This window comes from Flavobacterium sp., assembly GCF_031537875.1.
Lineage (GTDB): Bacteria > Bacteroidota > Bacteroidia > Flavobacteriales > Flavobacteriaceae > Flavobacterium.
Map to the genome: position 1 here is coordinate 186,653 of NZ_JAVKNB010000005.1, position 26,403 is coordinate 213,055.

28 protein-coding genes and 1 pseudogene are annotated in these 26,403 nt (G+C 36.0%); 14 read left to right on the forward strand and 15 right to left on the reverse strand.

Annotation, left to right across the window (positions count from 1 at the left end):
• Position 1: 1 nt before the first annotated feature.
• Complete coding sequence (locus RMR09_RS02255) at positions 2 to 451, forward strand: GNAT family N-acetyltransferase (protein ID WP_310594216.1); 450 nt, start codon at positions 2 to 4, stop codon at positions 449 to 451.
• Between the two features lie 21 nt (positions 452 to 472).
• Here the strand turns inward: RMR09_RS02255 and RMR09_RS02260 are convergent, their stop codons facing one another.
• The 5 genes from RMR09_RS02260 to rnpA all read right to left on the reverse strand — a co-directional run bounded on the left by RMR09_RS02260 (position 473) and on the right by rnpA (position 3,946).
• The gene (locus RMR09_RS02260; protein WP_310594217.1) at positions 473 to 733 is read right to left on the reverse strand and encodes a Txe/YoeB family addiction module toxin; all 261 of its coding nucleotides are present in this window, start codon (positions 731 to 733) and stop codon (positions 473 to 475) included.
• Entirely contained in the window at positions 724 to 987 is a 264-nt protein-coding gene (locus RMR09_RS02265) for a DUF2683 family protein (protein ID WP_310594218.1), read from the reverse strand. Before RMR09_RS02265 ends, RMR09_RS02260 begins: the two co-directional genes overlap by 10 nt.
• A 33-nt stretch (positions 988 to 1,020) precedes the next feature.
• Complete coding sequence (locus tag RMR09_RS02270; RefSeq protein ID WP_310594219.1) at positions 1,021 to 1,842, reverse strand: OmpA family protein; 822 nt, start codon at positions 1,840 to 1,842, stop codon at positions 1,021 to 1,023.
• On the reverse strand, positions 1,839 to 3,479 hold the full coding sequence (locus RMR09_RS02275) for a S41 family peptidase (protein WP_310594220.1): 1,641 nt from the start codon (positions 3,477 to 3,479) through the stop codon (positions 1,839 to 1,841). Before RMR09_RS02275 ends, RMR09_RS02270 begins: the two co-directional genes overlap by 4 nt.
• Positions 3,480 to 3,550: 71 nt before the next feature.
• Positions 3,551 to 3,946 carry a ribonuclease P protein component gene (rnpA, locus tag RMR09_RS02280; RefSeq protein ID WP_310594221.1) on the reverse strand — a complete coding sequence of 132 codons (396 nt, stop codon included), beginning with the start codon at positions 3,944 to 3,946 and terminating at the stop codon, positions 3,551 to 3,553.
• 125 nt (positions 3,947 to 4,071) lie between these two features.
• Here rnpA and RMR09_RS02285 point away from each other — a divergent pair, with 125 nt between their 5' ends.
• The 3 genes from RMR09_RS02285 to RMR09_RS02295 all read left to right on the forward strand — a co-directional run bounded on the left by RMR09_RS02285 (position 4,072) and on the right by RMR09_RS02295 (position 6,531).
• Entirely contained in the window at positions 4,072 to 4,806 is a 735-nt protein-coding gene (locus RMR09_RS02285) for a lysophospholipid acyltransferase family protein (RefSeq protein ID WP_310594222.1), read from the forward strand.
• An 11-nt stretch (positions 4,807 to 4,817) separates the two neighbouring features.
• Entirely contained in the window at positions 4,818 to 5,804 is a 987-nt protein-coding gene (locus RMR09_RS02290; protein ID WP_310594223.1) for an acyl-ACP desaturase, read from the forward strand.
• Positions 5,805 to 5,877: 73 nt separating this feature from the next.
• Positions 5,878 to 6,531 carry an HD domain-containing protein gene (locus RMR09_RS02295; protein WP_310594224.1) on the forward strand — a complete coding sequence of 218 codons (654 nt, stop codon included), beginning with the start codon at positions 5,878 to 5,880 and terminating at the stop codon, positions 6,529 to 6,531.
• A 102-nt stretch (positions 6,532 to 6,633) separates the two neighbouring features.
• Here RMR09_RS02295 and RMR09_RS02300 read toward each other — a convergent pair whose 3' ends face one another.
• The 6 genes and pseudogenes from RMR09_RS02300 to RMR09_RS02325 form a co-directional block, all read right to left on the reverse strand.
• On the reverse strand, positions 6,634 to 7,038 hold the full coding sequence (locus RMR09_RS02300) for a hypothetical protein (protein WP_310594225.1): 405 nt from the start codon (positions 7,036 to 7,038) through the stop codon (positions 6,634 to 6,636).
• Positions 7,039 to 7,060: 22 nt separating this feature from the next.
• Positions 7,061 to 7,843, reverse strand: coding sequence for an enoyl-CoA hydratase-related protein (locus RMR09_RS02305; RefSeq protein ID WP_310594226.1), 783 nt, complete (start codon positions 7,841 to 7,843; stop codon positions 7,061 to 7,063).
• Positions 7,844 to 7,855: 12 nt separating this feature from the next.
• A pseudogene (locus tag RMR09_RS02310) lies at positions 7,856 to 9,270 on the reverse strand (sensor histidine kinase).
• A gap of 73 nt (positions 9,271 to 9,343) precedes the next feature.
• Positions 9,344 to 9,886, reverse strand: coding sequence for a CopD family protein (locus RMR09_RS02315; protein WP_310594227.1), 543 nt, complete (start codon positions 9,884 to 9,886; stop codon positions 9,344 to 9,346).
• Positions 9,887 to 9,907: 21 nt separating this feature from the next.
• On the reverse strand, positions 9,908 to 10,927 hold the full coding sequence (gene hemH, locus RMR09_RS02320; protein ID WP_310594228.1) for a ferrochelatase: 1,020 nt from the start codon (positions 10,925 to 10,927) through the stop codon (positions 9,908 to 9,910).
• 11 nt (positions 10,928 to 10,938) lie between these two features.
• Positions 10,939 to 11,811: an AraC family transcriptional regulator gene (locus RMR09_RS02325; protein ID WP_310594229.1), complete on the reverse strand. Its 873-nt coding sequence runs from the start codon at positions 11,809 to 11,811 to the stop codon at positions 10,939 to 10,941.
• A gap of 230 nt (positions 11,812 to 12,041) precedes the next feature.
• On the opposite strand from RMR09_RS02325, the gene hemA reads away from it, so the two are divergent.
• The 10 genes from hemA (at position 12,042) to RMR09_RS02375 (ending at position 23,005) form a co-directional block, all read left to right on the forward strand.
• Positions 12,042 to 13,298 (forward strand): glutamyl-tRNA reductase, encoded by a 1,257-nt coding sequence (gene hemA / locus RMR09_RS02330; RefSeq protein ID WP_310594230.1) that lies wholly within the window; start codon positions 12,042 to 12,044, stop codon positions 13,296 to 13,298.
• A complete protein-coding gene (gene hemC, locus RMR09_RS02335; protein ID WP_310594231.1) occupies positions 13,298 to 14,221 on the forward strand; it encodes a hydroxymethylbilane synthase in 924 nt (307 codons plus the stop codon). The genes hemA and hemC overlap by 1 nt, the downstream gene beginning before the upstream one ends.
• 75 nt (positions 14,222 to 14,296) lie before the next feature.
• A complete protein-coding gene (locus RMR09_RS02340) occupies positions 14,297 to 14,977 on the forward strand; it encodes a uroporphyrinogen-III synthase (protein ID WP_310594232.1) in 681 nt (226 codons plus the stop codon).
• 31 nt (positions 14,978 to 15,008) lie between these two features.
• Positions 15,009 to 16,034 (forward strand): uroporphyrinogen decarboxylase, encoded by a 1,026-nt coding sequence (gene hemE / locus RMR09_RS02345; RefSeq protein WP_310594233.1) that lies wholly within the window; start codon positions 15,009 to 15,011, stop codon positions 16,032 to 16,034.
• Between the two features lie 38 nt (positions 16,035 to 16,072).
• Entirely contained in the window at positions 16,073 to 16,975 is a 903-nt protein-coding gene (gene hemF, locus RMR09_RS02350) for an oxygen-dependent coproporphyrinogen oxidase (RefSeq protein WP_310594234.1), read from the forward strand.
• A gap of 83 nt (positions 16,976 to 17,058) precedes the next feature.
• Positions 17,059 to 18,054 (forward strand): porphobilinogen synthase, encoded by a 996-nt coding sequence (gene hemB / locus RMR09_RS02355; RefSeq protein WP_310594235.1) that lies wholly within the window; start codon positions 17,059 to 17,061, stop codon positions 18,052 to 18,054.
• A gap of 141 nt (positions 18,055 to 18,195) precedes the next feature.
• On the forward strand, positions 18,196 to 18,666 hold the full coding sequence (locus tag RMR09_RS02360) for a methylated-DNA--[protein]-cysteine S-methyltransferase (protein ID WP_310594236.1): 471 nt from the start codon (positions 18,196 to 18,198) through the stop codon (positions 18,664 to 18,666).
• A gap of 194 nt (positions 18,667 to 18,860) precedes the next feature.
• A complete protein-coding gene (locus tag RMR09_RS02365) occupies positions 18,861 to 19,574 on the forward strand; it encodes a 3'-5' exonuclease (protein WP_310594237.1) in 714 nt (237 codons plus the stop codon).
• 108 nt (positions 19,575 to 19,682) lie between these two features.
• Complete coding sequence (locus tag RMR09_RS02370) at positions 19,683 to 21,122, forward strand: nucleoside recognition domain-containing protein (protein ID WP_310594238.1); 1,440 nt, start codon at positions 19,683 to 19,685, stop codon at positions 21,120 to 21,122.
• A gap of 281 nt (positions 21,123 to 21,403) precedes the next feature.
• Positions 21,404 to 23,005, forward strand: a complete 1,602-nt coding sequence (locus RMR09_RS02375; RefSeq protein WP_310594239.1) for a fumarate hydratase — start codon at positions 21,404 to 21,406, stop codon at positions 23,003 to 23,005.
• Between the two features lie 171 nt (positions 23,006 to 23,176).
• Here RMR09_RS02375 and RMR09_RS02380 read toward each other — a convergent pair whose 3' ends face one another.
• The 4 genes from RMR09_RS02380 to RMR09_RS02395 form a co-directional block, all read right to left on the reverse strand.
• The gene (locus RMR09_RS02380) at positions 23,177 to 23,584 is read right to left on the reverse strand and encodes a hypothetical protein (protein WP_310594240.1); all 408 of its coding nucleotides are present in this window, start codon (positions 23,582 to 23,584) and stop codon (positions 23,177 to 23,179) included.
• Between the two features lie 22 nt (positions 23,585 to 23,606).
• Positions 23,607 to 24,245: a hypothetical protein gene (locus RMR09_RS02385; protein WP_310594241.1), complete on the reverse strand. Its 639-nt coding sequence runs from the start codon at positions 24,243 to 24,245 to the stop codon at positions 23,607 to 23,609.
• Positions 24,246 to 24,767: 522 nt separating this feature from the next.
• Positions 24,768 to 25,229: a hypothetical protein gene (locus tag RMR09_RS02390; RefSeq protein WP_310594242.1), complete on the reverse strand. Its 462-nt coding sequence runs from the start codon at positions 25,227 to 25,229 to the stop codon at positions 24,768 to 24,770.
• 4 nt (positions 25,230 to 25,233) lie between these two features.
• Entirely contained in the window at positions 25,234 to 25,926 is a 693-nt protein-coding gene (locus RMR09_RS02395; protein WP_310594243.1) for a hypothetical protein, read from the reverse strand.
• Positions 25,927 to 26,403: the final 477 nt, after the last annotated feature.

Sequence of the window (26,403 nt, forward strand, 5' to 3'; positions counted from 1 at the left end):
AATGGCATTAGAATGGCAAATTAAATCTTTTGAAACACTATCCGTTACCGAATTATATGATATTCTTCGTTTGAGAAGTGAAATCTTTGTTGTAGAACAAAATTGTGTTTATCTTGATATGGACAATAAAGACCAAAAAGCACTGCATCTTTTTGGAACATTTGAAGGAAAAATTGTGGCACACGCCCGACTTTTTAAACCTGGAATTTCGTTTGTTCACGCTTCAATCGGTCGGGTAACAGTCGATGCGAAACATAGAGAAAAAAAATGGGGACACGAGTTAATGCGCCAAGCTATTGCGGGGGTTTTGGCTCATTTTGGAGAGACCGAAATTACAATTGGAGCGCAATTGTATCTGAAAAAATTCTACGAAAGTCATGGATTTGTTCAAACTAGCGAAATGTATCTAGAAGACGATATTCCGCATATTCAAATGGAGAAAAGCTACTGATTCTTATGGTTAAAAGATAGATTAGTAATGTCCTTTTAGAGAAAAGATTTCAATAGTGGTATTGTTTTTAATTTCATAAACAATACGATGTTCTTGGTTTATTCTTCTCGACCAAAACCCCTGTAGTTCATGTTTTAGTTGTTCTGGTTTTCCAATTCCAGTCGTAGGATTTTTTGAAATATCTGCAATAAGAGCTGCAATTTTCTTTAAAATAGTTTTATTTCCGCTCTTTATCCAAAATGTTAAATCTTGATCGGCTTTTGGCAAAAAAACTATTTCCATAGTGAGTCTAGTTCATCAATAGAAACTACTCTGCCTTTACCTTGTTTGGAATCCTCTTTTCCTTCCAAAATCTTTTTTACAAATTTTGGATCGTAAGGACTGTCTTCTATTTCATCAATAGGAACAATCGCATAGGATTTATCTTTTCCTCTATGAATTATCACTTTTTCATCTTGTGCAATATCAAGATATTTTTTTATATTCCCTCTAAATTCAGAAACGCTAATAGTTTTCATTTCAATTTCTTTTTTCAAATGTACATAATTCTGTACATAGCAAAAAACATTTTAACATTTTGTAATCACTAATTCCACTCTTCGGTCTAATTCGGGTTCTTTGCCAATAGGAAATTGATTACCGTAACCCTTGAATGTCATTCGTGCCGGATTGATTTTTCGCATCACTAAATAGCGGTACACGGCTTTGGCTCTGTTGTAGGATAATTTCCGTTCTTTAGTGTCTTTATCAATGGCGTCTGAGAAGTATTTTGGGGTGCAACAAACATGACCTTGAACTTCAAATTCGATATAGGGGTTATTTTTTAAAAACACCACAATTTTGTCTAAAATGGCTCTGGATTTTAAGTCCAAATAACTACTTCCCACCTCAAAACGAACGTTCTCTAAATAGATGCGATCGCCTTTTTTATGGGGTAAATGAAAATCAGAAAATAAACGCGGAATCCCCATAAAAAATTTAGGCCGGGCTAATTGCTCTACCAAGACTTCCACGCGCCGATTGGTAGAGCGAGTTTGGTCTAGGTCAGGAATCGTGTCTTTGTTGACTAAAACTCTTCCCCTGCCTTCTAAAGTGAGTAATTTTTTAGGATTTAATCCAAGGTTAAGTAAAATTTTTTCAACGGCACTCACCCTTCTGTCCGACAAATCGTAGTTGTAAGGTGCTGTACCGCGGTCGTCACAATAACCAAAAACACGAACGGATTGGATTTGTGTGCTATCTAACTTTTGAAAAAAATCACAAAGCACATTTTTTTGATTTTCTTTAAGTTGGTCCACGTCAAAGTCAAAATAGACATTTTGCGTACTTTTTTCTTGAGCAAAACTACTCAAGGTGAGTAGCAAAAATCCTATTTTGAAGAGCCTTCTCATAGCATTTTTAGTATCGCTTTGTATTCAGAAGGGGAGATCAATACTTGAACAGCACGTTTGATTTCAATATTATTTTTGAGGTAATATTGGTACAAACCTTCTTGGTATTGGTAGCGTTTGATTAGTTCTTCTTGGATCAAATTCTTGATTTCCTTTTGATTTTTGTCTAACAAAACACTTTCACTTTTTTGAAGAGCAGTCAATAATTGTTGGTATTCTATCGTGATTGCTTCGTCTATTTTTTCTTTTTTGGCAGCTGCCAAAGTATTTTTCAACGCCAGTTCAGTTTCGGTGTCAAAGGAGAATTTAGACGATTTCAAAAATTGTTTAAAATCTTGAAAATCGGATTCTGAAATAGTTGGAATGGTGTTGCCTAGATTTGGATTTTTAAAATAATACAGAGTGGCAAAGTTGAAGATAGCCTCATTTTTTTCTAATGCTTCAGCAATAGGACTCAAATGCGTTTCTTCAAGCGCAATGTCAGGCTGAATTCCCCCACCATCATACACAGTTCTTCCTTTTTTGGTTTTGAACGCAGTATAATTTTTCTCGTCCCGTTTTGTGGCAATTCCGTTTTTGTCTTTATGGGCATAATCCAAGGCTTGAATACAACGACCTGAAGGGGTGTAGTATCGAGAAATAGTCACTTTTAGTTGTGTTCCATAGGTCAAATCAACGGGTCTTTGCACCAAACCTTTCCCAAAACTGCGACTACCAATAATCACCGCTCGGTCTAAATCCTGTAATGCACCCGAAACAATTTCGGAAGCTGATGCACTCCTTCCATTGACAATAATCGCTAGCGGAATTTCAGTATCCACGGGTTCTCTCGTCGTTTTATAAATCGCATTGTGTTTCTCGATTTTCGATTTTGTGGTCACAATAATTTCGTTTTTTGGCACAAATAAATTGCAAATCGTTACCGCCTCATTCAACAATCCACCGGGATTATCGCGCAAGTCCAAAACGATGCGTTCAGCCCCTTCTTTTTTGAGTTGTTCCAAAGCGTTTTTAGTTTCTAATCCTGCTTTTTTATTGAAGTGAGCCAATACGATATAACCTGTTTTGTCGTCTATTTTTCCGAAAAATGGCACCGATTTGATTTCGACTTCGTCCAATACAATTTGGGTAGTATTGGTTTTCCCTTGACGAATGTATTTGATGTCAATTTTGGTGTTTTTCGCCCCTTTTAATAATTGTGAAGCATCGTCTTTGAAGTCGGCTAAAAGGACATCGCCAATTTGGATAATCTCATCTCCCGCTTTTAATCCCGCTTTGTCGGCAGGGAAATTTTTGTAGGGTTCTTTGATGATTAATCGATCTTCTTTTCGGGTAATTAAAACCCCAATTCCAGTGTATTCACCGGTATTGTTTATTTTAAATTTTACAACATCTTGCTCGTTGAAGAAAACAGTATACGGGTCAAGACTGGCCAACATTCCTTTGATGGCTTTGTCCATTAATTCGCCAGGATTGGTCTCATCCACATAATTCTTATTCAATTCCTTGAACAGTGTGGTGAAGATTTCAATTTGCTTGGCTACCTCAAAAAAATCTTCCTTGAAACTAGCTCCAACATATAGCAAAGCACAAGCCACAACAGGAATAATATATCTTTTCTTAAATGAGGTAATCATAGTGATGGAAGCTTAGATTGAAAGGTCTAAAATAAGAATAAATTGGCAATTCAGAACGGTCTTTAAATCGTTTATTTTTCCTCTTCTTTTAAAGAAGGATTGATTTGTGCCAAAAATTTTTCAAACAACTGAATGGTTTTAGTATTGATTTCTTCAAACGATAGTCGGTCTTTGCTTTGGTAAAAAAGCATTATCGCATACGGCTGTTGTAAGTGGTCTTTTAGCAAATGTTGATTCAGACGGTACGTCTCGCGCAAAACACGTTTAAAATAATTGCGATCTACTGCTTTTTTGAAATATTTTTTAGAAACTGAAACGCCAACTTTTAGTTGTTGGTCATCTCCCAATGCTCCAGAATGATACACTAAACGCAAAGGGTATTTCGACACCGATTTTCCTTCGGAAAATAATAATCCGATGGTGATTTTGCTTTTTAGTTTTTCGTTTTTTGGATAATTGAAGTTCATTTCAGAGAAAAATACCGCTAATTTTAGTTGCCAAAGGTACAATTAAACCCTAAATAGGTGTTATTCTTTAGTATTTAAATAGCCCTAAAAATTAATTTCGTATTTTTGTAGTTCATTATTAACGCATGCAGAAACTAATTTCGTACCCCATCTCCATCATTTACTATTTGTGTTTTGGACTTTGTTTGGTTGTTTTTCATCCAATTCAATGGGTATGTTTCAACGTTTTTGGTTACCAAGCCCATAAGAAAAGTGTCGATTATTTGAACCTGTTTTTAGTACGTTGTACCAATCTTTTGGGAACAAGCTATCAGTTTGAACACACAGAAAATATTCCTAAAAATGTACCGGTAATTTTTGTTGCCAATCATCAAAGTTTGTATGATATTGTGGCAATTATATGGTACTTGCGTGAATTTCACTGCAAGTTTGTGAGTAAAAAAGAATTAGGAAAAGGGATTCCAAGTGTGTCGTACAATTTGAACCACGGAGGCTCTGTATTAATTGACAGAAAAGACCCAAAACAAGCGATTCCAGTGATCAAAGGATTGTCTGAATATATCGAAAAAAATACCCGTTCTGCAGTTATTTTTCCAGAAGGAACGCGTAGTAAAACTGGAAAACCAAAACCTTTCGCACAAAGCGGATTGAAAATATTATGTAAGTACGCCCCTTCTGCTTATGTAGTCCCAATTACCATTAACAATTCATGGAAAATGGTTCGATTTGGTGCTTTCCCAATGGGTTTAGGCAATTCGCTCAAATTTACAATTCACAAACCGTTAAAGGTAAGTGAGTATTCGTTTGAGGAATTGATTGAACAAACGGAAAGCGCAGTAGTACAAGGAATACAAATTTAATAATAGATAAAATGTCAATTAAAAACATTCGTTTAGAAGTGATGCAGTTTTTGGAAAAAAACGTGGATAGCTTCGTAGAACAGTACTTAATTCCAGTAGAAAACATTTGGCAACCAACTGATTTTTTACCAGATTCACAAAGTGACAACTTTTTTGAAGAAGTAAAAGAACTAAGAGAAATTGCTAAAGATTTACCGTATGATTTCTGGGTAGCCATGGTAGGAGATACCATTACTGAGGAGGCGTTACCAACGTATGAGTCTTGGTTAATGGAAGTAGAAGGAGTAAATAATTTGGAAAGAAACGGTTGGTCAAGCTGGATTCGTCAATGGACAGGAGAAGAAAATCGCCACGGTGATGTATTGAATAAATACTTGTATTTGTCTGGTCGAATCAACATGCGTGAAGTAGAAATTACAACGCAACATTTGATTAATGACGGATTCGATATAGGCACAGGAAGAGACCCGTATAAAAACTTTGTGTACACTAGTTTTCAAGAATTAGCGACTTATGTCTCACACAATAGAGTTTCTCAAATTGCTAAAAAATACGGAGATAATAAATTGTCTAAAATGTGTAAAATGATTGCAGGAGATGAGATGCGTCACCATCATGCGTATAGCGAATTTGTCAATCGAATTTTCCAAGTAGATCCAAGCGAAATGATGTTAGCGTTTCAATACATGATGAAACAAAAAATCGTAATGCCAGCCCATTTCTTGAGAGAATCAGGTCAACAAATCAGTTCTGCGTTTGAAAATTTCTCTGATTCAGCACAACGTATTGGAGTGTATACTGCCAACGATTATGTAGAAATTATGCAGAAATTAATCGACAAATGGCAAATTGATAAAATTTCGGGTTTGACTGATGAGGCTGAGAAAGCAAGAGATTACTTAATGAAATTACCAGCCAGAATGGCTAAAATTTCAGAAAGATTAGTGATTCCTCAAGAGTCGTATATTTTTAAATGGGTTGAGCCTGCTACTTTGTAAAATAGTAGTATTTTTAAATAAAATAAAAAGCTGAATTATTTAATTCAGCTTTTTTTATAAAACAAATCTTAGAATGGAATCTACAACCTTGATTGATAAAACGATTGTCTTTGTAAAAACAACTTTAGCACAAGCCGAAGGTGGCCACGATTGGTTTCACATTGAACGCGTTCATAAAAATGCCTTGCTAATTGCCGCAACGGAAACGTGTAACGTAGCGATTGTTCAGTTAGCTGCCTTGCTTCATGATATTGCTGATAGTAAATTTCATGACGGAGACGAAACCATTGGTCCTAAAACCGCACGCATTTTTTTGGAAGCTGAAAATGTTACTCCCGAAACTATTGACCACGTAATCGCAATTATTGAAAATATTTCGTTCAAAGGCGGCAATGTAAAAAGAAAATTTTCGTCTATTGAATTGGATATTGTTCAAGATGCCGATCGTTTAGACGCTATTGGCGCCATTGGCATTGCTCGAACATTTAATTATGGAGGATTCAAAAACAGAGCGCTTTACCATCCTGAAATTGCTCCGAACTTAACCATGACTAAGGAAGAATACAAGAACAATGAAGCACCCACCATCAATCATTTTTACGAAAAACTATTATTATTGAAAGACAAAATGAATACTGAAACGGGGAAGCAAATTGCCCAAGAACGCCACCGTTATATGGAAGACTTTTTGGAACAATTTTATGCCGAATGGGAGGGAAGAAAATAAATTAGTTTAACTTTCGGATACTGTTTTTACTCCGTTAGGAGTACAATATTGGTAATAACAACTGAATAATATAGAAGTCCCGTAGGGATGACATCTTTATTATTAATTTATAATTATCTTTTTCTCCTGCATTTCTAAAACTACATCCGAAGCACTTTTGAAAGTAGGGGCTTGTTCCACAATACTACCGACTCTTTTCTTATTCAACTTGAAAGTCAAGTCATTTTCTGTTGTAAATAATAAAGCGGTCAAAAAGGGATTGTTCATATAAGACGACAGTACAAAGAACGCTTCGTCTAGAGTATGAAAACTTTCTATTTCTTCTGTTTTGTAACGGGCAATAAGTGAAATTTGCACTTTGTCATTCACTAAAACGGGACGCATATAAATATTTTTTAATTCGGTATCGCCAATGGTTTTTGCCAAAGTTAATTTAGCAAAAGTATAGTTGGTCATACTTTCTTTTACACTTTCCCAAAACTGGGCAAATTCGGTTTGAAAAGACATTTGTTTGATTTAGATTTTCGAATTATTTTCCGCTGAAATTACCTTTTCTTTTTTCTAAAAAGGCAGTTGTTCCTTCTTTGAAATCGGCAGTGCCAAATAACCTACCAAAAGCATGTATCTCTTGTTCGTAGCCGTTTTTGGTTTTGTCAACACTAGCGTTGATCGCCTGAATAGCTTCACTAAGAGCAATAGGAGCATTTTTAATTATTTTTTGCGCTAAGCCTTGACAAAATTCAATAAGTTCGGCTTGAGGTACCACATGATTTACTAAACCATATTCTTTGGCTTCAGCAGCAGTAATCATGGTTGCAGTCAGAATCATTTCCATAGCACGTCCTTTGCCTACCAGTTGAGGTAAACGTTGTGTACCACCATAACCCGGAATTAGTCCCAAAGTCACTTCCGGCAAACCCATTTTGGCATTATCTGAGGCTACTCTAAAATGACACGCCATGGCTAATTCCAATCCGCCTCCTAAGGCAAATCCGTTAACCGCAGCAATAACAGGTTTTTTAAGATTTTCTATATGGTCGAATACTTTTTGGTGTCCGTCGGCAGCGAGTTGCGTTCCTTCGGCAGCTGAGAAATCAGCAAATTCAGCAATATCAGCACCAGCCACAAAGGCTTTTTCGCCACTTCCAGTCAAGATGATCACTTGAACGGCTTCGTTGTTTTCTAAATCAGTAAACGCCGAGTGTAATTCGGCAAGCGTGTCCTTGTTCAAAGCATTCAACTTGGCAGGACGGTTTAAAGTAACCACTGCGATTTTATTTTCTATAGCAATCAAAAGATTTTCGTAGTTCATAGAATCCATTTTTTAAGAATTTAGAATAGGTAAACGTACCGTAAAAGTAGTGCCTTGACCGAATTGAGTTTCAAATGTAATGCTTCCTTTGTAATTTTCGATGATATTTTTAATGATACTTAACCCCAATCCCATTCCGCTATTTTTAGTGGTGAATTTAGGCTCAAATATTCGATGTTGATCGTCTTCTTTGATACCAATTCCATTGTCTTTCACAGCAATTAAAACTGTATCGAAAGTTTTGGCCACGGTAACTACAATGGACTTCGATTTTTGTTGTTCAGGAATGGCTTGAATGGCATTTTTGACCAAATTCGTAATGATTCGAATGAGTTGTGTGCGGTCAATTTTAGCAATAATTTCTTCTTCTTCTTTTTCGAAAACCAAATAGTCTTCGTTGAAAATATCCAACGCCAATTCGACTACTTCAACCACATTCAGCGTTTCGTTTTGTTGAGCAGGCATCGAAGCAAAGTTCGAAAAGGCCGAAGCCACCGCACTCATTGTGTCAATTTGTTGAATCAAGGTATCTGAGTAGTCCTTCATTTTTTGTTGGATGTCTTGTTCCTTAGGATCAAATTTTCGTTGAAAACTTTGTACAGTCAAACGCATTGGCGTCAGCGGATTTTTAATTTCGTGGGCGACCTGTTTTGCCATTTCGCGCCAGGCTTCTTCACGCTCACTTTGGGCCAGTTTCACGGCGCTAATTTCCAACTCACAACCATAGCATTGTACGATTTAATCAACAAATTGATTTCCTTGCTAGTGGCTTCAACCCCAATTTTTTCGTTTTTCTGATTCAAACTGGTTTCACTCAATTTATCGGAAATCGTTTTTAAGGACTTGGTAATATAGGTCGAAAGAAAATAGGCCAAGCCAAAAGCGACCAGCAGCATAAACGAATATACCTGCCCCAGACGAATCAGGAATCCGTTCAATTCTTTTTCGTAAAAACCATCGTCCTCGACATAGGGTAAATTTAAAATACCGAGTGGTTTGAATTTATCGTCTTTGATTTGGCTATACGAAGAACGGTTTTTTATCCCGTCAATTGTTTTGATATCAACAAATCGCTTTTCGATAGAAGACCGCACTAACTTCAGGATATATTTAGGAATAGGAGGTGCTACTTTATCCACTGAAAATGATTCTTTGGAGGATTTCAGCAATTTTCCGTCAAGGCTGTAGATGTTGATTTCGATGGCGTGAATTTGTGCCAATTCGTGAATTTTATCCTTAAAAATCAAAGGCAAATTGGCCGTTGTCAACGGATAGGTTGTAGTCGAAAGCACGTAATTGATATGTTCTTTGACTTCGTTTTCTTTTCGTTCTAAACGTTCTTGATGGTATTCTCGCGCTTCATTTTTAAACTGAATAATTGAAATCGAAGCTAAAATGATCGAAGCCATAATAATCAATACAATCATCGAAAGGAAAATCCTAGTTCGAAGAGAAAGCATTGCTATTTTAAAGCTTTTGGACATATTGAATGATTACTAATTACTTTTTTTCTCTTATTCGTTTATAAAATTTGAATCCTAACATTATTAAAACTGAAAACAAAACAATGCCAATAACACCGTAAATCCAATTGATTGCATTTTTTAGAATCACCAAAAACACCACTGCAAATAAAATGATAGTGGCGCCTTCGTTCCAGATACGCATGAAATTCCCTGTGTGTTTTACTTCGTTATTTTGTAATTGTTTGAATATTTGGTGGCATTTCAAATGGTACAAATACAATAAGAATACAAATCCTAATTTGACGTGCATCCAAGGCATTTGAAGCCAAGCATTGCCCATTTCGGTGAAAAATAACATCCAAAAAGCAAAGAAACTCGCCAAAATTGCCGAAGGCCAAGTGATGATGTACCACAAACGGTAACTCATAATTTTGAATTGATTTTGCAAAATTTCTTTTTCAGGAGAAGGTTTTTCCGAAGCTTCAATTTGATACACAAAAAGGCGCACGATATAGAATAATCCCGCAAACCAAGTGATGACAAAAATTAAGTGTAAAGATTTTAGATAGTCGTACATTATTACATTTTTAAATAATCACTAATTACTATTCTTGAATTCATTAATCCATTGTGCCACTACACCACACCATTCGTCTTCGTCATTCATACACGGAATAGCCATAAATTCTTCTCCACCGTGATGTAAAAATTGTTCGTTGGCTTCCATTGCAATTTCTTCTAAAGTTTCTAAACAATCAGCAACAAATGCGGGAGTTACAACGGCTAATTTTTTAATTCCTTTTTCAGGCATTTTGTTCACTTCGACATCAGTATAAGGAGTTAACCATTTGTCACCCGCTAAACGAGATTGGAACGTTTGACTGTATTTCCCTTCTGGAATACCTAGTAATTTCACTACTTGTTTGGTAGTTTCATAACATTGGTGACGGTAACAAAATTCGTGTGCTGGCGAAGGCGTGTTACAACACGAACCATCAATAGTACAATGTGATTTGGTAATATCGGTTTTGCGAATATGGCGTTTCGGAATTCCGTGGTACGAAAACAATAAGTGATCGTATTCAAAACCTTCCAAGTGTTTTTTAATAGAATTAGATAAGGCTTCAATATATCCCGGTTTATTGTAAAAAGCCGGAACATTGGTAAATTTCATGTTAGGAAAATGCTTGGCGCGAAGCTCTTCTGCCAACACCAAAATGGTTGTAGTAGAAGCCATAGCATGTTGCGGATATAAAGGAAAAAGCATTACTTCTGTTACACCTTTGTCGTGTAATTCTTGTAGCCCTTTTAAAATAGTCATCGTTCCATAACGCATCGATAATGCTACGGGAATGTCCACCAACCCTTTTACCTTTTCGTGCATTTTTTTAGAAAGCACAATCAAAGGCGAGCCTTCACTGGTCCAAATTCTAGCGTATGCTTCAGCTGATTTTTTCGGTCTAGTTTGCAAAATGATACCTCGAACTAACAAAGCACGCAATAAAAACGGAACGTCAATAACGTATTTATCCATTAAAAATTCATCTAAATACGGCTTTACATCTTTAGCAGTTGGACTTTCTGGCGAACCAAGATTTACTAATAATACTCCTTTCATTTTTTGTGTTTTTATACTGTTGTGTTAATTGACATTAAATATTTTTTTGGGGTAGTGGCAAATTTTTTTTTGAAAGCCGCAATAAAATGGCTTCCGGTGCTGTACCCAATTTTCAGTCCTACTTCGTTGACATTGTAGGAGCCGCTATCGAGCAATTTTCGGGCATAGTCCATTTTGTAATCAAAAAGGAAGCCATACACCGTATCGCCATAAATTTGTTTGAAACCCATTTTTAATTTTTTTAAATTGAGTCCTACTTGGTCGGCTAATTCTTGCAAACCTGGCGGTTCAGCCATGTTGGCAATAATAATTTCTTTGGCTTTTTTGATTTTAAAAACATTGTCTTCGTCAATTAAAAACGGACATTGTTCAGCATTAGGGTCTTCGCTTTTATTGAAATACAAACTTAATAGTTCGTAGCCTTTGCCTTTGTAATACAAGTTTTTGATAGAAGGGTGCAAACTGTAATGAAACAATTGACTTAACACAATTGCCATAGACGGACTGATATTGCCTTCGTTATAGTATTTTTTGTCTTTGTTGTCAGGACTCAAAAACGTAATGTAATTGGCTTCAGTAGAAAACAACGCGTGAAATTTTTTGATAGAAATAATCACCGAGATGGCCCAAGAATTAGGAGCCAATTCTAAGTTTAAAGGCAATTCTTTTTGTGGATTGTACAAAAGCAACGATTTTTCTTCCTTTAATTCCAAGGCGTAATTCCCTTGATTGAAAATGAATTTAGCATTTCCCTTGATGCCAAAATGAAACTGAATCAGTCCACTGCCCACTTCGCGTTGGGCATGAAAAGGTTCGGCACTATCGTTTTGAAAACGTATTAAAGTAAAGTCGTCTTCAATTTTTATAACTTCTTGAGAACCCATAGCGATATTTTTTTAGCAATAAAAATCCATTTAATTCCAAGTTTAGTATTTAAAATACGTTCAAAACCGAATTTAAAACAACTTGATTTTAGTACAAAAATAGATTTTTTTACTATAAAAGTACGATTTCAATCCAAAAAAACATTTAGCGACACAAATAGACCTTGTAGCGTTATTTTTATCAGTAGCATAGTGATATTTTTGTTCCACTTTTTAGAAAAGTATACTTTATGGAGAACCATCATACATCAAAACCTCATTCTTTTTATGCCGTTGGCTTGAGCTATAAGAAAGCCGATGCGGAGATAAGAGGAAAATTTAGTTTGGATGCGGTTGCAAAAACCCGCTTGCTTGAACAAGCAAAAAACGAAGGAATTGAAAGTTTGATTGTGACTTCAACCTGCAATAGAACCGAAATTTATGGTTTTGCAGAACACCCTTTTCAATTGATTAAATTGATTTGTGAAAACAGTCATGGATCAGTTGAAGCGTTTCAAAAATACGGTTTTGTATATAAAAATAAAGAAGCGGTAGGTCACCTTTTTAGAGTGGGAACCGGTTTAGACAGTCAGATTTTGGGGGATTTCGAAATCATTTCACAAATCAAAACCAGTTTTTTTCAAGCCAAATCGGTCGATTTAGTGAATGCGTTTCAAGAGCGTTTAATTAATGCGGTGATTCAAGCCAGTAAAAAAATCAAAACAGATACCGAGATTTCATCGGGAGCCACTTCGGTTTCATTTGCTTCTGTGCAGTACATTTTAAATAATGTAGACGATATTAGCAACAAAAATATTTTGCTTTTTGGCACCGGAAAAATTGGGAGAAATACCTGTGAAAATTTGGTAAAACACTCCAAGCACGAACAAATCACTTTAATCAACCGAACTAAAGATAAGGCTGAAAAATTGGCACAAAAATTAGACGTGGTGGTGAAGGATTATGCTGATTTGCAATTGGAAATTCAAAAAGCAGATGTTTTAGTAGTTGCTACAGGTGCTCAGAATCCAACGGTGGACAAGACTATTCTGAATTTGAAAAAACCCTTGTTGATTTTGGATTTATCCATTCCTAAAAATGTGAATGAAAATGTAGAGGATGTTGAAGGTGTTACTTTGATTCACATGGATTATTTGTCGCAAATTACCGATGAGACTTTAGAGAATAGAAAAAAACATATTCCAGCAGCTGAGGCTATTATTGAGGAAATCAAAGACGAGTTTTTGACTTGGTCTAAAGGACGAAAATTTGCACCAACCATTCATGCTTTAAAAGAGAAACTACATTCGATAAAAGACGGAGAATTGAATTTTCAGCGTAAAAAATTAGCCGACTTTAACGAAGAGCAGGCCGAAATTATTAGCAATAGAATCATTCAAAAAATTACGAATCATTTTGCCAATCATCTCAAAGACGAAGAGACTACGGTGGACGAAAGTATTGAGTGGATTGAAAAAGTATTTAATATTGGCGCCAACACAAAATAATGAATAAAACAATACGCATAGGAACTCGGGATAGCGAACTCGCTCTTTGGCAGGCACATACCGTTCAGAAAAAACTGAATGATTTGGGCTATACCACCGAAATAGTAGCGGTAAAATCTCAAGGGGATATTATTCTTGATAAACCTTTATATGAGTTAGGTATTACAGGAATTTTTACTAAAACCCTAGACATTGCCATGATTAATGGGCAGGTGGATATTGCGGTGCATTCCATGAAAGATGTGCCTACTGCCTTGCCACAAGGAATAGTTCAAGCGGCAGTTTTAGAACGCGCTAACACCCTTGATATTTTGGTTCATAAAGGCAATCTAGATTTCTTAACCACATCAGGAACGATTGCTACAGGCAGTTTGAGACGTCAAGCGCAATGGTGGCACAAATACCCGAATCACCAAGTGGTGGATTTGCGTGGCAATGTAAATACGCGCATGCAAAAATTAGCCGAAAGCGATTGGAACGGAGCTGTTTTTGCCGCAGCAGGTTTGGAACGAATTAATCTCAAACCTGAAAATTATATCAATTTAGATTGGATGATTCCTGCTCCTGCACAAGGTGCAATGGTAGTGGTAGCCTTGGCAAATGATGAATTTACCAAAGATGCGGTGAGCCAACTGAACGATATTGAAACAGAAATTTGCACTTATATTGAACGTCAATTTCTGAAAACTTTAGAGGGCGGTTGCACAGCACCAATTGGAGCTTTAGCGCGATACGACGAAGAAAAAGATACGATTGAATTTAAAGGTGTTTTGTTTTCTATTGACGGCAAACAAAAAATTGAAATTGAAAAATCAGTTGATATATCGGAGTGGAAGAAATTAGGGTTCCATTCTGCACAAGAAATTTTGAATACTGGCGGTACTGAATTAATGACTGAAATTAAAAAACAATTAAAAAAATAAATTTTAACCATTAAGAGATTAAGAAAATTAACAGCAAAACTTAATCAGCCTTAATGGTTTAATAAAAATAAAATAATGGCAACTCCAACCCGAATTTTATCGACAAAAGTGCTTTTAGGTCATCAAAAACAAGCGTTGACGGATATTGGTTTGGAGGTTTTGGAGTCCAATTTCATAGAAGTTGGAATCAAGAATTTTGAATTGAAAGGAATTAAAAATAATTTGATTTTTACGAGTCAGAATGCGGTGCGAAGTTTTTTAACACATCCAAAATTTGAGGAAAATAAATCAGATCTTCAGTCGAAAAAAGCATTTTGCGTAGGTGTTAAAAGTAAAACCATTTTGACCGATGCGGGTTTTGAAGTGGTAGCTTATGCGGATTATGCGTCGGATTTAACCGAGATTATTTGTTTGATATATTCCAATGAAAGCTATACTTTTTTTAGCGGAAATTTGAGAAAAGAGACGTTGCCGTTGGCGTTACAAGAAGCTGGAATTGAGTTCAACGAAATTGAAGTGTACGAAACGCAGTTGAAACCACATAAGATTAAGGAGGCTGTAGATGCGATTTTATTTTTCAGCCCGTCAGGAGTAGCAAGTTATTTGAAAGAGAATACCATTAAAAAAGAAATGTGCTTTTGCATTGGCGAAACTACCGCCGAAGCCTTGGAAAACAAACACATAAAAAATATCGTAATTGCTGAATATCCTTCGGTTGAAAATGTAATTACAGAAGTTAAAGAATATTATAATTAAACTTAGTGCCTTTGTGGCAAAACAAATAAAAATGATTAAAAACGACCTTTTTTTAAGAGCCTTAAATAACGAAAAAGTAGAACGTCCACCGGTTTGGATGATGCGTCAAGCGGGACGATATTTGCCTGAATTTAGAGCTTTGCGTGACAAATACGATTTCTTTACGCGTTGCGAAACTCCAGAGTTAGCAGCCGAAATCACCGTGCAACCGATACGTATTGTTAAACCAGATGCGGCGATTTTGTTTTCTGATATTTTGGTCGTGCCAAGAGCAATGGGAATCCACGTGGAATTAAAAGACAATTTAGGTCCGATAATTCCGAATCCAATTCGCACGATGGAACAAGTGAACCAAGTATTTGTTCCAGATGTAAACGAAACCTTGGGATACGTTTTTGATGCTATCAAATTGACCAAAGAAATGCTGAACGATGAGGTGCCATTGATTGGTTTCGCAGGTTCGCCATGGACAATTTTTTGTTATGCTGTGGAAGGGAAAGGGTCTAAAAGTTTTGATACTGCAAAAGGATTTTGTTTCTCCAATCCAGTGGCAGCGCATACCTTATTGCAAAAAATTACCGATACCACAATTTTGTATTTGAAAGAGAAAGTAAAAGCAGGTTGTAATGCCATTCAAATTTTTGATTCTTGGGGAGGCATGTTGTCTCCGGTAGATTATCAAGAATTTTCTTGGCAGTACATCAACCAAATTGTAGAAGCACTTGCGGAAGACACGAAAGTGATTGTTTTCGGAAAAGGGTGTTGGTTTGCTTTAGGCGAAATGGCGAAATCTAAAGCATCTGCTTTGGGAGTAGATTGGACGTGTTCACCAAGAAACGCTCGTTATTTAACGGGTGGAAACATCACCTTACAAGGAAATTTTGACCCAAGTCGTTTGTTGTCGCCTATTCCAACTATCAAAAAAATGGTGCACGAAATGATTGACGAATTTGGCAAGGACAATTACATCGTTAATCTAGGACACGGTATTTTACCGAATATTCCTGTAGATCACGCTAAAGCGTTTGTGGAAGCGGTGAAAGAGTACAATAAATAAGCTGACAGCTGACAGCTTTTAGCTAAACGCTATTTACAATGAAAGATAAATTCTACCAATACATACAAAACCTACAAGATCAAATCTGTAAAGGATTAGAAGATATAGATGGTGTTGCGAAATTTCGTCAAGACCTATGGGACAGACCTGAAGGCGGTGGCGGAAGAACGCGCGTAATTGAAAACGGCCAAGTTTTTGAAAAAGGAGGTGTAAACATTTCAGCGGTTCACGGGAAATTACCTGATTCAATGCAAAAATTATTCAACGTAGGCGAAGCGGATTTTTTTGCTTGCGGATTGAGTTTGGTGATTCATCCCAAAAATCCAATGGTACCAACGGTTCATGCCAATTGGCGCTATTTTGAAATGTATGACGATAACGGCAATGTAATTAATAGTTGGTTTGGTGGCGGACAAGATTTAACGCCGTATTATTTGTTTGAAGAAGATGCCATTCATTTTCATCAAACGTGTAAAACCGCTTGCGACAAACATAATGCAGCGTTTTATCCAAAATACAAAAAACAATGCGATGACTATTTTTGGAACGCGCATAGAAACGAAGCCAGAGGCGTGGGCGGATTGTTTTTTGATTATCTAAAAGCAACCGAGGAACAATCGATGGAAGATTGGTACAACTTTGTTACCGAAGTCGGGAATTCATTCCTTGAGGCCTATTTGCCAATTGTAACAAAAAGAAAAGACTTGCCTTATTCAGCCGAGCAAAGAACTTGGCAGGAAATACGTCGTGGTCGTTATGTCGAATTTAATTTGGTACACGACAAAGGCACCTTATTTGGCTTAAAAACCAACGGAAGAATTGAGTCAATTTTGATGAGCTTACCACCTCATGTACAGTGGCATTATGACTACCATCCTGCGGCAGGTAGCGAAGAAGAAAAAGTATTGAAAGTATTAGAAAAACCCATAAATTGGGTATAAATTAAACCATTAAGAGAGTAAGAAAAATTAAGTCAAACCCTTAATAAACGGAATCTCTTAATGGTTCAAAAAAATAAAATAGTATGTTCCCATTACAAAGAGGTAGAAGATTACGAGTAAACGAAAGCATTCGTTCATTAGTTAGAGAAACCACATTAAGTCCGGCCGATTTTATGTTTCCGATGTTTATTGCAGAAGGAGAAAATATCCAAGTCGAAATTCCATCGATGCCAGGAATTTTTCGCCGTTCGATTGATCTAACCGTGAAAGAAGTCCAAGAATTATTCGATTTAGGGATTCGAGCCGTGAATATTTATGTAAAAGTAAGCGAAGATTTAAAAGACAATACCGGTAAAGAAGCGTGGAATCCAAACGGTTTGATGCAACAAGCTATTCGTGCCATCAAAGCGGCTTGTCCAGAAATGATTGTGATGCCTGATGTGGCTTTGGATCCGTATTCTATTTATGGTCACGACGGAATTATTGAAAATGGTGATGTAGCTAATGATGCCACTAACGATGCCTTAGTAAAAATGGCAGTTTCTCATGCACAAGCGGGTGCCGATTTTGTAGCGCCAAGTGATATGATGGATGGACGTGTATTGCGTTTACGCCAAGGATTAGATGCAGCAGGTTTCCAAAATGTGGGCATTATGAGTTATTCGGCTAAATATGCTTCGGCATTTTACGGTCCGTTTCGCGATGCTTTAGACAGTGCGCCAAGAGAAGCCGATGTTGTAGTGCCAAAAGACAAGAAAACCTACCAAATGGATTATGCGAATCGTATTGAAGCCATCAAAGAAGCCCTTTGGGACGTTGAAGAAGGGGCCGATATGGTGATGGTAAAACCAGGAATCGCCTATTTGGATATCGTTCGCGAAGTAAAAAATGCCGTGAATGTTCCCGTAACGGTTTTTCATGTATCTGGTGAATATGCGATGATCAAAGCCGCAGCCGAAAGAGGTTGGCTTGACCACGACAAAATCATGATGGAGCAATTAATGTGTATTAAAAGAGCAGGTGCTAGTTTGATTTCTACCTATTTTGCGAAAGAAGCAGCAATTTTATTACAAAAATAAGGAGCTTATCCTGCTATTCGCTGTATCTTTCCTGCCGAACTCCGGCAGTAAAGGATGTCGCTTCTATCAGGGCTAAAAGACAAACCATTCGACTCTCGGGTGGTTTTTTTGTTTTGAACCAAAATCAAGTATCTTTATCCAATGGAAACAGCTTGCATCAAAACCCCTTTAGGAATAGCCACTATCAAAGGCGACGAAAATGGTATTTCGGCAATCGCTATTACTGACGAAGGCATTGTTTCAGAAGTTATTCCGCCTGTTTTGCAGGAGGCTGTAATGCAATTGCAAGCTTATTTTGAAGGTCAACTGACGCATTTTAGTTTTAAATTAAACCCTTCAGGAACCGAATTTCAACAAAAAGTATGGAAAGGGTTGTGCGAAATTCCTTTTGGAAAAACGATGAGTTATTTAGAATTAGCCAAACAACTCGGCGATGTAAAAGCGATTCGTGCCGTGGCATCGGCAAATGGTAAAAACCCTTTGTGGATTGTGGTACCTTGCCACCGGGTCATTGGAACTGATGGTTCGCTTACGGGTTATGCGGGAGGTTTGTGGCGAAAAAAATGGCTGCTCGAACACGAAAACCCAAGTACACAACAAAGTCTATTTTAGAGAGACGAGGCTAGACTTCTTAGATGGTTAGATTTTTAGAAACTTAGAATGGTTTTATTTAGAAAGATAAATTTAGATAGATTTTAATCTTAAAATACGAGTATTTTACTATATTTATTTTCTTAAAATCGAATAGTCTAAAGACATAAAATCTATAAATCTAACCTGTCTAACAATCTAATCCCATCTGCCGAATGATCGAAAAAATCAACCTCAATCATATTCTCTTTTTAGATATTGAAACCGTTCCAGAAGAAGAACATTTTAATTCGCTAGACGACGAAATGAAGGGTCTTTGGGAAAACAAAACCCAATACCAACGCAAAGATGATTTCAGCCCCGAAGAGTTTTACGATCGTGCTGGAATTTGGGCCGAATTTGGTAAAATAGTTTGTGTTTCTGTAGGTTACTTTGTCATTAAAGGGGATGTACGTAATTTTAGAGTGACTTCTTTTTTTGGCGACGAAAAGAAAATACTGCGTGATTTTAATAATTTGTTGAACAATCATTTTAATCAAGCCCAACATATTTTGTGCGGACACAATGCCAAGGAATTTGACATTCCGTTTTTGGCGCGCCGCATGATTATCAATCAAATTCCGATTCCGAATAAGTTGAATTTATTTGGCAAAAAACCTTGGGAAATCCCGCATTTAGACACCTTGGAGTTATGGAAATTTGGCGATTACAAACATTTTACTTCGTTGAAACTGATGTGTAAAGTATTGGGAATTCCTTCGTCAAAAGGTGATATCGACGGCAGTCAGGTAGGGCATGTGTATTATGTAGAAAAAGACATTGACCGCATCGTGACCTATTGTGAAAAAGACACAATTGCTGTTGCTCAGATTTTCCTTCGTTTACGCAGAGAAGATTTGTTGATTGAAGACGAAATTATTCATGTTTAATTGAAACACAGATTTCACAGATTAACACAGATTGATTTGTGTATTTCGTGTTGTATTTTTTTTAAATCCATTGGGTTTAAATCTATATTTTTACAAAAAATATAAATTATGGTATTAAGTAGATTTTGGTTGGCTATTTTTATTTCCTCCATTGCCTTTGTAGTTTTTAGTTTGTTTTCTGGGGGGAGTTATACTATTGACCATGTGTTGAATGGCAAAAAAGACGACCCGATTTTAATTTCAGAAAATTACATCGAACAAGTTCCAGCTTTTGTCAAAGACAGTATTAAAAATGCACCAGAGCAAACGATGATTGTTAATCGCGATACTATCAATGCCGACACCACGTATGTGTACCAAAATAAAACCATAAAAATCTATAGTGGAGTCCAAAAATCAGATGGATTACTACCAACCTGTAAAAACAGTTTATTGGATTTAATTATTCCGTTGATTGCGTATTTAGCCTTTTTCTGTGGCTTGATGGAACTATTAATTATTTCGGGAGCATCTGCAAAACTAGCTAAATTGTTGAGCCCAGTTTTTGTAAAAGTATTTCCAAGCATCCCAAAAGACCACCCATCCATTTCCTATATGACCTTAAATTTTGCTGCTAATTTCTTAGGATTGGATTCGGCCGCAACGCCATTTGGTTTGAAAGCCATGGAAAGTTTGCAAGAAATAAACCCTGAAAAAGACAAAGCCAGCGATGCTCAAATTATGTTTATGTGTTTGCACGCATCGGGACTGACATTAATAGCAACGTCTATTATTGGTTATCGTGCAGCAGCTGGAGCGACCAATCCAGCCGATGTGATGTTGCCTTGTATTATCACATCATTTATTGGGACTATTGCTGCCTTTCTTATTGTTGGCATTAGACAAAAAATCAACTTCAAAAGCGCTTCTTTGGTTATAGGGTTAATGAGCTTGATCGCTGCAATTATTGGGTTGTTGATGTATGTAAATTCATTGGATTTAATTGGTAAAAATTATTTCACTTCTAATCTTTCTGCCTTGATTTTGGCGGTAATAATTGCCTTTACTTTGATTTTATCTTTTGTTAAAGAAAAGCAATTTACCGAGGCTAACACTACGGTTTTTGAAGCTTTTGTAACGGGAGCCAATAACGGAATCAAAACAGGTGTTTCTCTTTTTCCTTATGTTCTTGGAATGTTAGTGGCTATTTCGTTTTTCAGAAATAGTGGTTTGTTTGAAATTATTAGTGATTGGATTGCCTTTGGTTTCTCTAATTTGGGAGTAAGCAAAGAAATTACAGATGCTTTACCCGTTGCGTTGCTACGACCTTTTAGTTCCGCTGGTTCAAGAGGGTTTTTAATTGATTCTATGAATACTTTTGGTGCCGACTCGTTAACCGGCAGATTGAGTAGTATTTTTCAATGTAGTGCTGAAAGTACTTTTTATGTGATTGCGGTGTACTTTGGTTCTATCAACATTAAAAACACACGATATGCGCTAAGCACCATGCTTTTGGTGGATTTAGTTTGTGTGATTACAGCGATTTTGGTAGCAAGTTGGTTTTTTTAACTTTATGATACATACTCGTTTCGTTGGTTCGACTGGACTAAAGTCCAGTCTTACAAAATGAGCCGAGCCGATGGCTCTTTTACTTGTACAAGTTCCGTAGGAACGACCCCTTTTGTTGCAACGGATTTCAATCCGTTGGCAATGGTCCAATTAAAACAATTAATTTCAATCCCTTGGCGAAGGAACAAACACAAGACAATTATAAGTATAGTAATTTAGCAAATAAATTGGATTGTAAATGGCAAACATTCCGTAAATTTACTTCTCTAAAAAATTCAACAATGGACTTTATATATCAAGACCCGTATCCAATTTTAAAAGACGATACGCAATACAAAAAAATCAGTTCCGACTTTGTACAAGTAGAACAACTAGGCAATAGAGAAATTCTAACCGTTGATCCAAAAGGATTGGAATTGTTGGCGCAAGAAGCCATGAACGACGTTTCGTTTATGTTGCGCACAGCACATTTACAAAAACTAAATAACATATTGAACGATCCTGAAGCGACAGATAACGATCGTTTTGTGGCATACAACTTATTGCAAAATGCCGTGGTAGCCGTAGAAGGGCAACTGCCTTCTTGTCAAGATACCGGAACGGCAATTGTAATGGCTAAAAAAGGCGAAAATGTATACACCGGAGCCGATGATGCCGAATGGTTGTCGAAAGGAATTTTCAACACCTACCAAAACAAGAACTTACGTTACTCACAGATTGTTCCGATTTCGATGTTTGAAGAGAAAAATTCAGGATCGAATTTGCCAGCTCAAATCGATATTTATGCTAAAAAAGGCGCTTCGTATGAGTTTCTATTTTTAGCAAAAGGGGGAGGTTCAGCGAACAAAACCTTTTTGTACCAACAAACAAAATCACTGCTAAATGACAAATCGATGGAGACCTTCATTCGTCAAAAAATCAAAGATTTAGGTACTTCGGCTTGTCCACCATACCATTTGGCGTTAGTGATTGGAGGTACTTCTGCCGAAGCGAATTTGGCTGCCGTGAAAAAAGCCTCAGCAGGTTATTTCGATAATTTACCCACTTCTGGAAACATGGCGGGTCAAGCTTTCCGTGATTTAGAATGGGAGAAAAAAGTATTAGAATTTTGTCAAGAAAGCCATATTGGAGCCCAATTTGGAGGAAAATATTTTGCACATGATGTGCGTGTGATTCGTTTGCCGCGTCATGCCGCTTCTTGTCCGGTTGGGTTAGGAGTGTCGTGTTCGGCAGATAGAAACATCAAAGGGAAAATCACCAAAGACGGTATTTTTTTAGAGCAATTGGAAACCAATCCAAAGCAATTTTTACCGGCTACGCCACCGCATTTGGAAGCGCCAGTTGAGGTAGATTTGAACCGACCAATGAAGGATATTTTAGCTGATTTATCGCAATACCCAATCAAAACCCGTTTAAAATTAAACGGAACTTTGATTGTAGCACGCGACATCGCCCATGCTAAAATCAAAGAGTTATTGGATGCGGGTAAACCGATGCCAGACTATTTTAAAAACCACCCTATTTATTACGCAGGGCCAGCCAAAACCCCGGAGGGAATGCCGTCAGGAAGTTTTGGACCTACTACTGCAGGACGTATGGATGTATATGTAGAAGAATTCCAAAAGGCAGGCGGAAGCATGATTATGCTAGCCAAAGGAAACCGTACCAAACAAGTAATGGATGCCTGTAAAACCTATGGCGGATTCTATTTAGGTTCTATTGGAGGTCCAGCCGCTATCCTAGCACAAGAAAACATCTTAAAAGTAGAAGTAGTCGATTTTGAAGAACTAGGCATGGAAGCCGTACGCAAGATTACCGTAAAAGATTTCCCTGCTTTCATTATTACCGATGATAAAGGAAATGATTTTTTCGAGAATTTGTAAAATTAGATTTCCCGTAAGGTCTTTTTTGACCTTGTAAGTATAAAAAAAACCTGCAAAGTATAATTGTTTTGCAGGTTTTTTTATGTCTTTGTTATGCTGAACTCGTTTCAGCATCTAATTTAGATTCCTAACATCCTAACGATTCGGGACGGAATGACAAATCAAATGACACTATTTTTTATACTCCTCTTTTTTATAGGTTTTTATAGAATCAAGTTGTCCCATTTCATTATAAAAATACCAATCTCCTACATAATACCAATGGTCTTCTTTCTCATTACGGTCGGTTTGAGTATGTCCTTTTTTCATGATTTTTCCATTAGGATAATAGAAAGTCAAACGGGAACTATCGTTATGGTATTTTTCTTTTTTAACTAACCTATCCTTGCGGTAGTGTTTCCAAATGCCTACCTCGTTCCCATTACGATAACGCCCTTTGATAGTATAGATTTCATCTAGGGTGTCTACAGTAATCCATTTGCCCTCACGTTGGTGATTGACCATTTGGTTGGTTTTGGACTTGCAGGAGAACAAGAGACAACTTACAATAACCACTGAGATAAGGAGTTGACAAGACATAGCTTTAAGGATTTGGGTTCAATTATTTAAACCATTTATCTAATCGTCTTTTTGAACGTTTGAAGGCAGTATCTTCCCAAACAACTTCAAAACCATTCCAAAAAACTCTGATTAAGGAATTGAAATCTCTATAAATTACAAATTTAATATCTTCAAATTCAATATATACATTGTTTACATTGTTATCATCACTTAGATATTTGTCATTTTTTTCTCTAACATCATCAATTCTTTTTAATAATGCTTGAGCTTCTTTTAAAGGGATTGCTCTAAATGCAAAAGCTTGAGAAATTTGCCCAGATGGATTTCTATTATCTCCAAAAAAAGCAAGAAGTAAACCATTCTTTCCAGTAGTATCACAATTGAAAGCAACAGTGATTAACCCGCCGCTATCGTCGGAAGCTAAACTTTCCGTTTCAAATTTAATTTCTTTACCATTTGTTGGCCCAATAATATTATTGATTATAAATTCTTTAGACCTAAATTGAGAAATTTGTTTTGCAATTTTCTTAATTTCAGTTGTACTTGGTGGCAAATAATTGATTATGGAATAATTTATTGAAGTTTCTAATGTTATATGAGTGTTTCCACTATTCTCAATTTGAGCAGATGAAATATTGGATAATATAAAGGTAATTAATATAGAATAAATTTTCTTCATGTTTTTTAAGTTGTAAAATTGATATAAAATATGTTGTTGTGTCGAAGTCAGGAGACTTCGGAGAGCTGTGGATAAAATTTCTTACGGAAATTAAATGTGAATTCACCTCAAATTTCGCCATTTCTTGAAACCGCTGTTAGTCGACGGTTTTATTAGTAGTTTTTATTTTTTCGTTGATATTCTTCGTTGTGTTTTTCGATAGTTATTAAAAATTTATCAAATGATTTGAATTGCATGCGAATTTGTTTCACTAAAAATTTTACAATTATGTAATACAACACACAAGACATTAATAAAACTCCGATAAATACGATTATTGATAATAGCGAATTTGGCTTAATTAACAAATAAACCATTCTTCCAATGACGAGTTGAAACAAATTAAATATCAGTTCAACAAAGCCATAAGATAGCGTAAAGAATTTAAGCCAAGATTTACTCATAAATTATGTAGTTAATCATTCCGTCACTTTAAAGTGAATGAAAGTTAAATATTAAAAGTTATACTATGAATTTATTATTCTATTTTATCCTTATCGTCAATTTTTTTTGGACTTGAGATGAAATATCCGATTTGGTTTGTTCCGTTTTGTTTTTGTTTTCTTCTTTCAAAGATTTTGCGATTTGAATAATACTATAGACCCCTCCTATTAGTGACAACACGAGTACTGGCCAAAAACTATAGTATTTAAATTTTATGTTTTGAAGTTCATAATGTTCTTTTTTATCATCTTTTTCTTTTTGTTGCTTTTTATTTTTATTGTAATCTTTCCATCCACCAGATTGAAGTACTAACTTTCCTAATTCTGTTGGTGAAAAAATATCAGGATTTACATGAGAAGTTTCTAAATAACCTAAACTTTTTAAAATTATTGCAGTTTTTTTAAATTCTGTATATCTCTTAAGTTCAAGACAAAAATTACCTTCTAATAGAATTTTATTAAAAATTTCTTCACTTAATTCATTATTTAAGTCATTTTTCATTAATTTAAATTTCGGATTTTAAATCATTATATATTTTAGTTATTTGTATCAAACTTTCTTTTGTCAACCATAAAGCTGAGACATTGATATCCTCAAATTGGAAGTCAACCCAAGTAACTATTTCGGTTTTTACAATATTGTTTGGAAATGGTAATTGGGTATTAGGGTCAATAGCAACTCCCATAACACTTACTCCACTTCCAAATGTCACACCCGAACCCCAAGAAACAGAACCTCCTCCTTGCCCAGTAACAGTAATATTTTTTGTTTCTGTTCTTGTTTGTGCAACAAGTCTTTCGTGTTTATTTTCGTTGTTAAGTTTATTGAAAAATGTTAACCATTTGTTTTCGTCTTTTTTGAAAGGTTGTAGATTTTCTAAAATATCGTAAACAGTTTTATTATTTCCAATTAAGTCAGGATATGATTTCGTTATTTCAATTGTAAATGCATTTTGGTCTGCACGAATTGGGAAATATAGTCTGTTTTTAGGATTTGCGTTTGGGCAATATTTGTCAACTATGTCGTGCGCAAGGTAGTCGAGTATTGAACGCAGATTACTAAAATAATCTTTAATGTCAATACGCAGGTCTGCTGATACTGTTTTGCTGTGAAGTGAATTGTCATATTCGCTACTAATTTTTTGTAGTGTTGTTTCAGCCCTTTTTAAGAGTGCTTCGATGTCCGTTTTTCTGCTCATTTTTTGTCGTTATTGGTTGTGTGTCGTCCGTTAAATTACCGTTAAAATTAATTTCACGCAATAAAGTTGCGTCAAACCAACTCCAAAAGCGATTTATTCGTAATACCATGTGGTTAATTATTCGTTTGTCTGTAAAGGGAATTTGATTTGGGGTCAAATGCAGTTACAGGGGCCTTTCAAATGTAAGAAAAATTACTGTATTAACGCAAGTGGTATTTTAAATATTGTGTGTGTATTTATAAAAAAATATAATGTAGTGCTAAATCTCAAAATGGAATCATAAAAAAACCTACACACTCTAAAGGACTAGAGTATGTAGGTTAGTAGTATAAGGAACCCGTTGGGTGTAATTATTAAAAACGTCAGTTCGAGTGTTTTTTGTGTAGTAAAACGGAACAAAAAATGTATCGAGAACCGTTTTTAATGAAATTTTTCTTGTTCTCGATACAATTTTCTTCCCGAAGCGTCGGGAGAAAA

Excerpts from the sequence above, each read along its gene's own strand:
- RMR09_RS02255 (WP_310594216.1), top strand. The coding sequence starts at position 2 with ATGGCATTAGAATGGCAAATTAAATCTTTTGAAACACTATCCGTTACC.
- RMR09_RS02260 (WP_310594217.1), bottom strand. The coding sequence starts at position 733 with ATGGAAATAGTTTTTTTGCCAAAAGCCGATCAAGATTTAACATTTTGG.
- RMR09_RS02270 (WP_310594219.1), bottom strand. The coding sequence starts at position 1,842 with ATGAGAAGGCTCTTCAAAATAGGATTTTTGCTACTCACCTTGAGTAGT.
- RMR09_RS02275 (WP_310594220.1), bottom strand. The coding sequence starts at position 3,479 with ATGATTACCTCATTTAAGAAAAGATATATTATTCCTGTTGTGGCTTGT.
- rnpA (WP_310594221.1), bottom strand. The coding sequence starts at position 3,946 with ATGAACTTCAATTATCCAAAAAACGAAAAACTAAAAAGCAAAATCACC.
- RMR09_RS02285 (WP_310594222.1), top strand. The coding sequence starts at position 4,072 with ATGCAGAAACTAATTTCGTACCCCATCTCCATCATTTACTATTTGTGT.
- RMR09_RS02290 (WP_310594223.1), top strand. The coding sequence starts at position 4,818 with ATGTCAATTAAAAACATTCGTTTAGAAGTGATGCAGTTTTTGGAAAAA.
- RMR09_RS02295 (WP_310594224.1), top strand. The coding sequence starts at position 5,878 with ATGGAATCTACAACCTTGATTGATAAAACGATTGTCTTTGTAAAAACA.
- RMR09_RS02300 (WP_310594225.1), bottom strand. The coding sequence starts at position 7,038 with ATGTCTTTTCAAACCGAATTTGCCCAGTTTTGGGAAAGTGTAAAAGAA.
- RMR09_RS02305 (WP_310594226.1), bottom strand. The coding sequence starts at position 7,843 with ATGAACTACGAAAATCTTTTGATTGCTATAGAAAATAAAATCGCAGTG.
- RMR09_RS02315 (WP_310594227.1), bottom strand. The coding sequence starts at position 9,886 with ATGTACGACTATCTAAAATCTTTACACTTAATTTTTGTCATCACTTGG.
- hemH (WP_310594228.1), bottom strand. The coding sequence starts at position 10,927 with ATGAAAGGAGTATTATTAGTAAATCTTGGTTCGCCAGAAAGTCCAACT.
- RMR09_RS02325 (WP_310594229.1), bottom strand. The coding sequence starts at position 11,811 with ATGGGTTCTCAAGAAGTTATAAAAATTGAAGACGACTTTACTTTAATA.
- hemA (WP_310594230.1), top strand. The coding sequence starts at position 12,042 with ATGGAGAACCATCATACATCAAAACCTCATTCTTTTTATGCCGTTGGC.
- hemC (WP_310594231.1), top strand. The coding sequence starts at position 13,298 with ATGAATAAAACAATACGCATAGGAACTCGGGATAGCGAACTCGCTCTT.
- RMR09_RS02340 (WP_310594232.1), top strand. The coding sequence starts at position 14,297 with ATGGCAACTCCAACCCGAATTTTATCGACAAAAGTGCTTTTAGGTCAT.
- hemE (WP_310594233.1), top strand. The coding sequence starts at position 15,009 with ATGATTAAAAACGACCTTTTTTTAAGAGCCTTAAATAACGAAAAAGTA.
- hemF (WP_310594234.1), top strand. The coding sequence starts at position 16,073 with ATGAAAGATAAATTCTACCAATACATACAAAACCTACAAGATCAAATC.
- hemB (WP_310594235.1), top strand. The coding sequence starts at position 17,059 with ATGTTCCCATTACAAAGAGGTAGAAGATTACGAGTAAACGAAAGCATT.
- RMR09_RS02360 (WP_310594236.1), top strand. The coding sequence starts at position 18,196 with ATGGAAACAGCTTGCATCAAAACCCCTTTAGGAATAGCCACTATCAAA.
- RMR09_RS02365 (WP_310594237.1), top strand. The coding sequence starts at position 18,861 with ATGATCGAAAAAATCAACCTCAATCATATTCTCTTTTTAGATATTGAA.
- RMR09_RS02370 (WP_310594238.1), top strand. The coding sequence starts at position 19,683 with ATGGTATTAAGTAGATTTTGGTTGGCTATTTTTATTTCCTCCATTGCC.
- RMR09_RS02375 (WP_310594239.1), top strand. The coding sequence starts at position 21,404 with ATGGACTTTATATATCAAGACCCGTATCCAATTTTAAAAGACGATACG.
- RMR09_RS02380 (WP_310594240.1), bottom strand. The coding sequence starts at position 23,584 with ATGTCTTGTCAACTCCTTATCTCAGTGGTTATTGTAAGTTGTCTCTTG.
- RMR09_RS02385 (WP_310594241.1), bottom strand. The coding sequence starts at position 24,245 with ATGAAGAAAATTTATTCTATATTAATTACCTTTATATTATCCAATATT.
- RMR09_RS02390 (WP_310594242.1), bottom strand. The coding sequence starts at position 25,229 with ATGAAAAATGACTTAAATAATGAATTAAGTGAAGAAATTTTTAATAAA.
- RMR09_RS02395 (WP_310594243.1), bottom strand. The coding sequence starts at position 25,926 with ATGAGCAGAAAAACGGACATCGAAGCACTCTTAAAAAGGGCTGAAACA.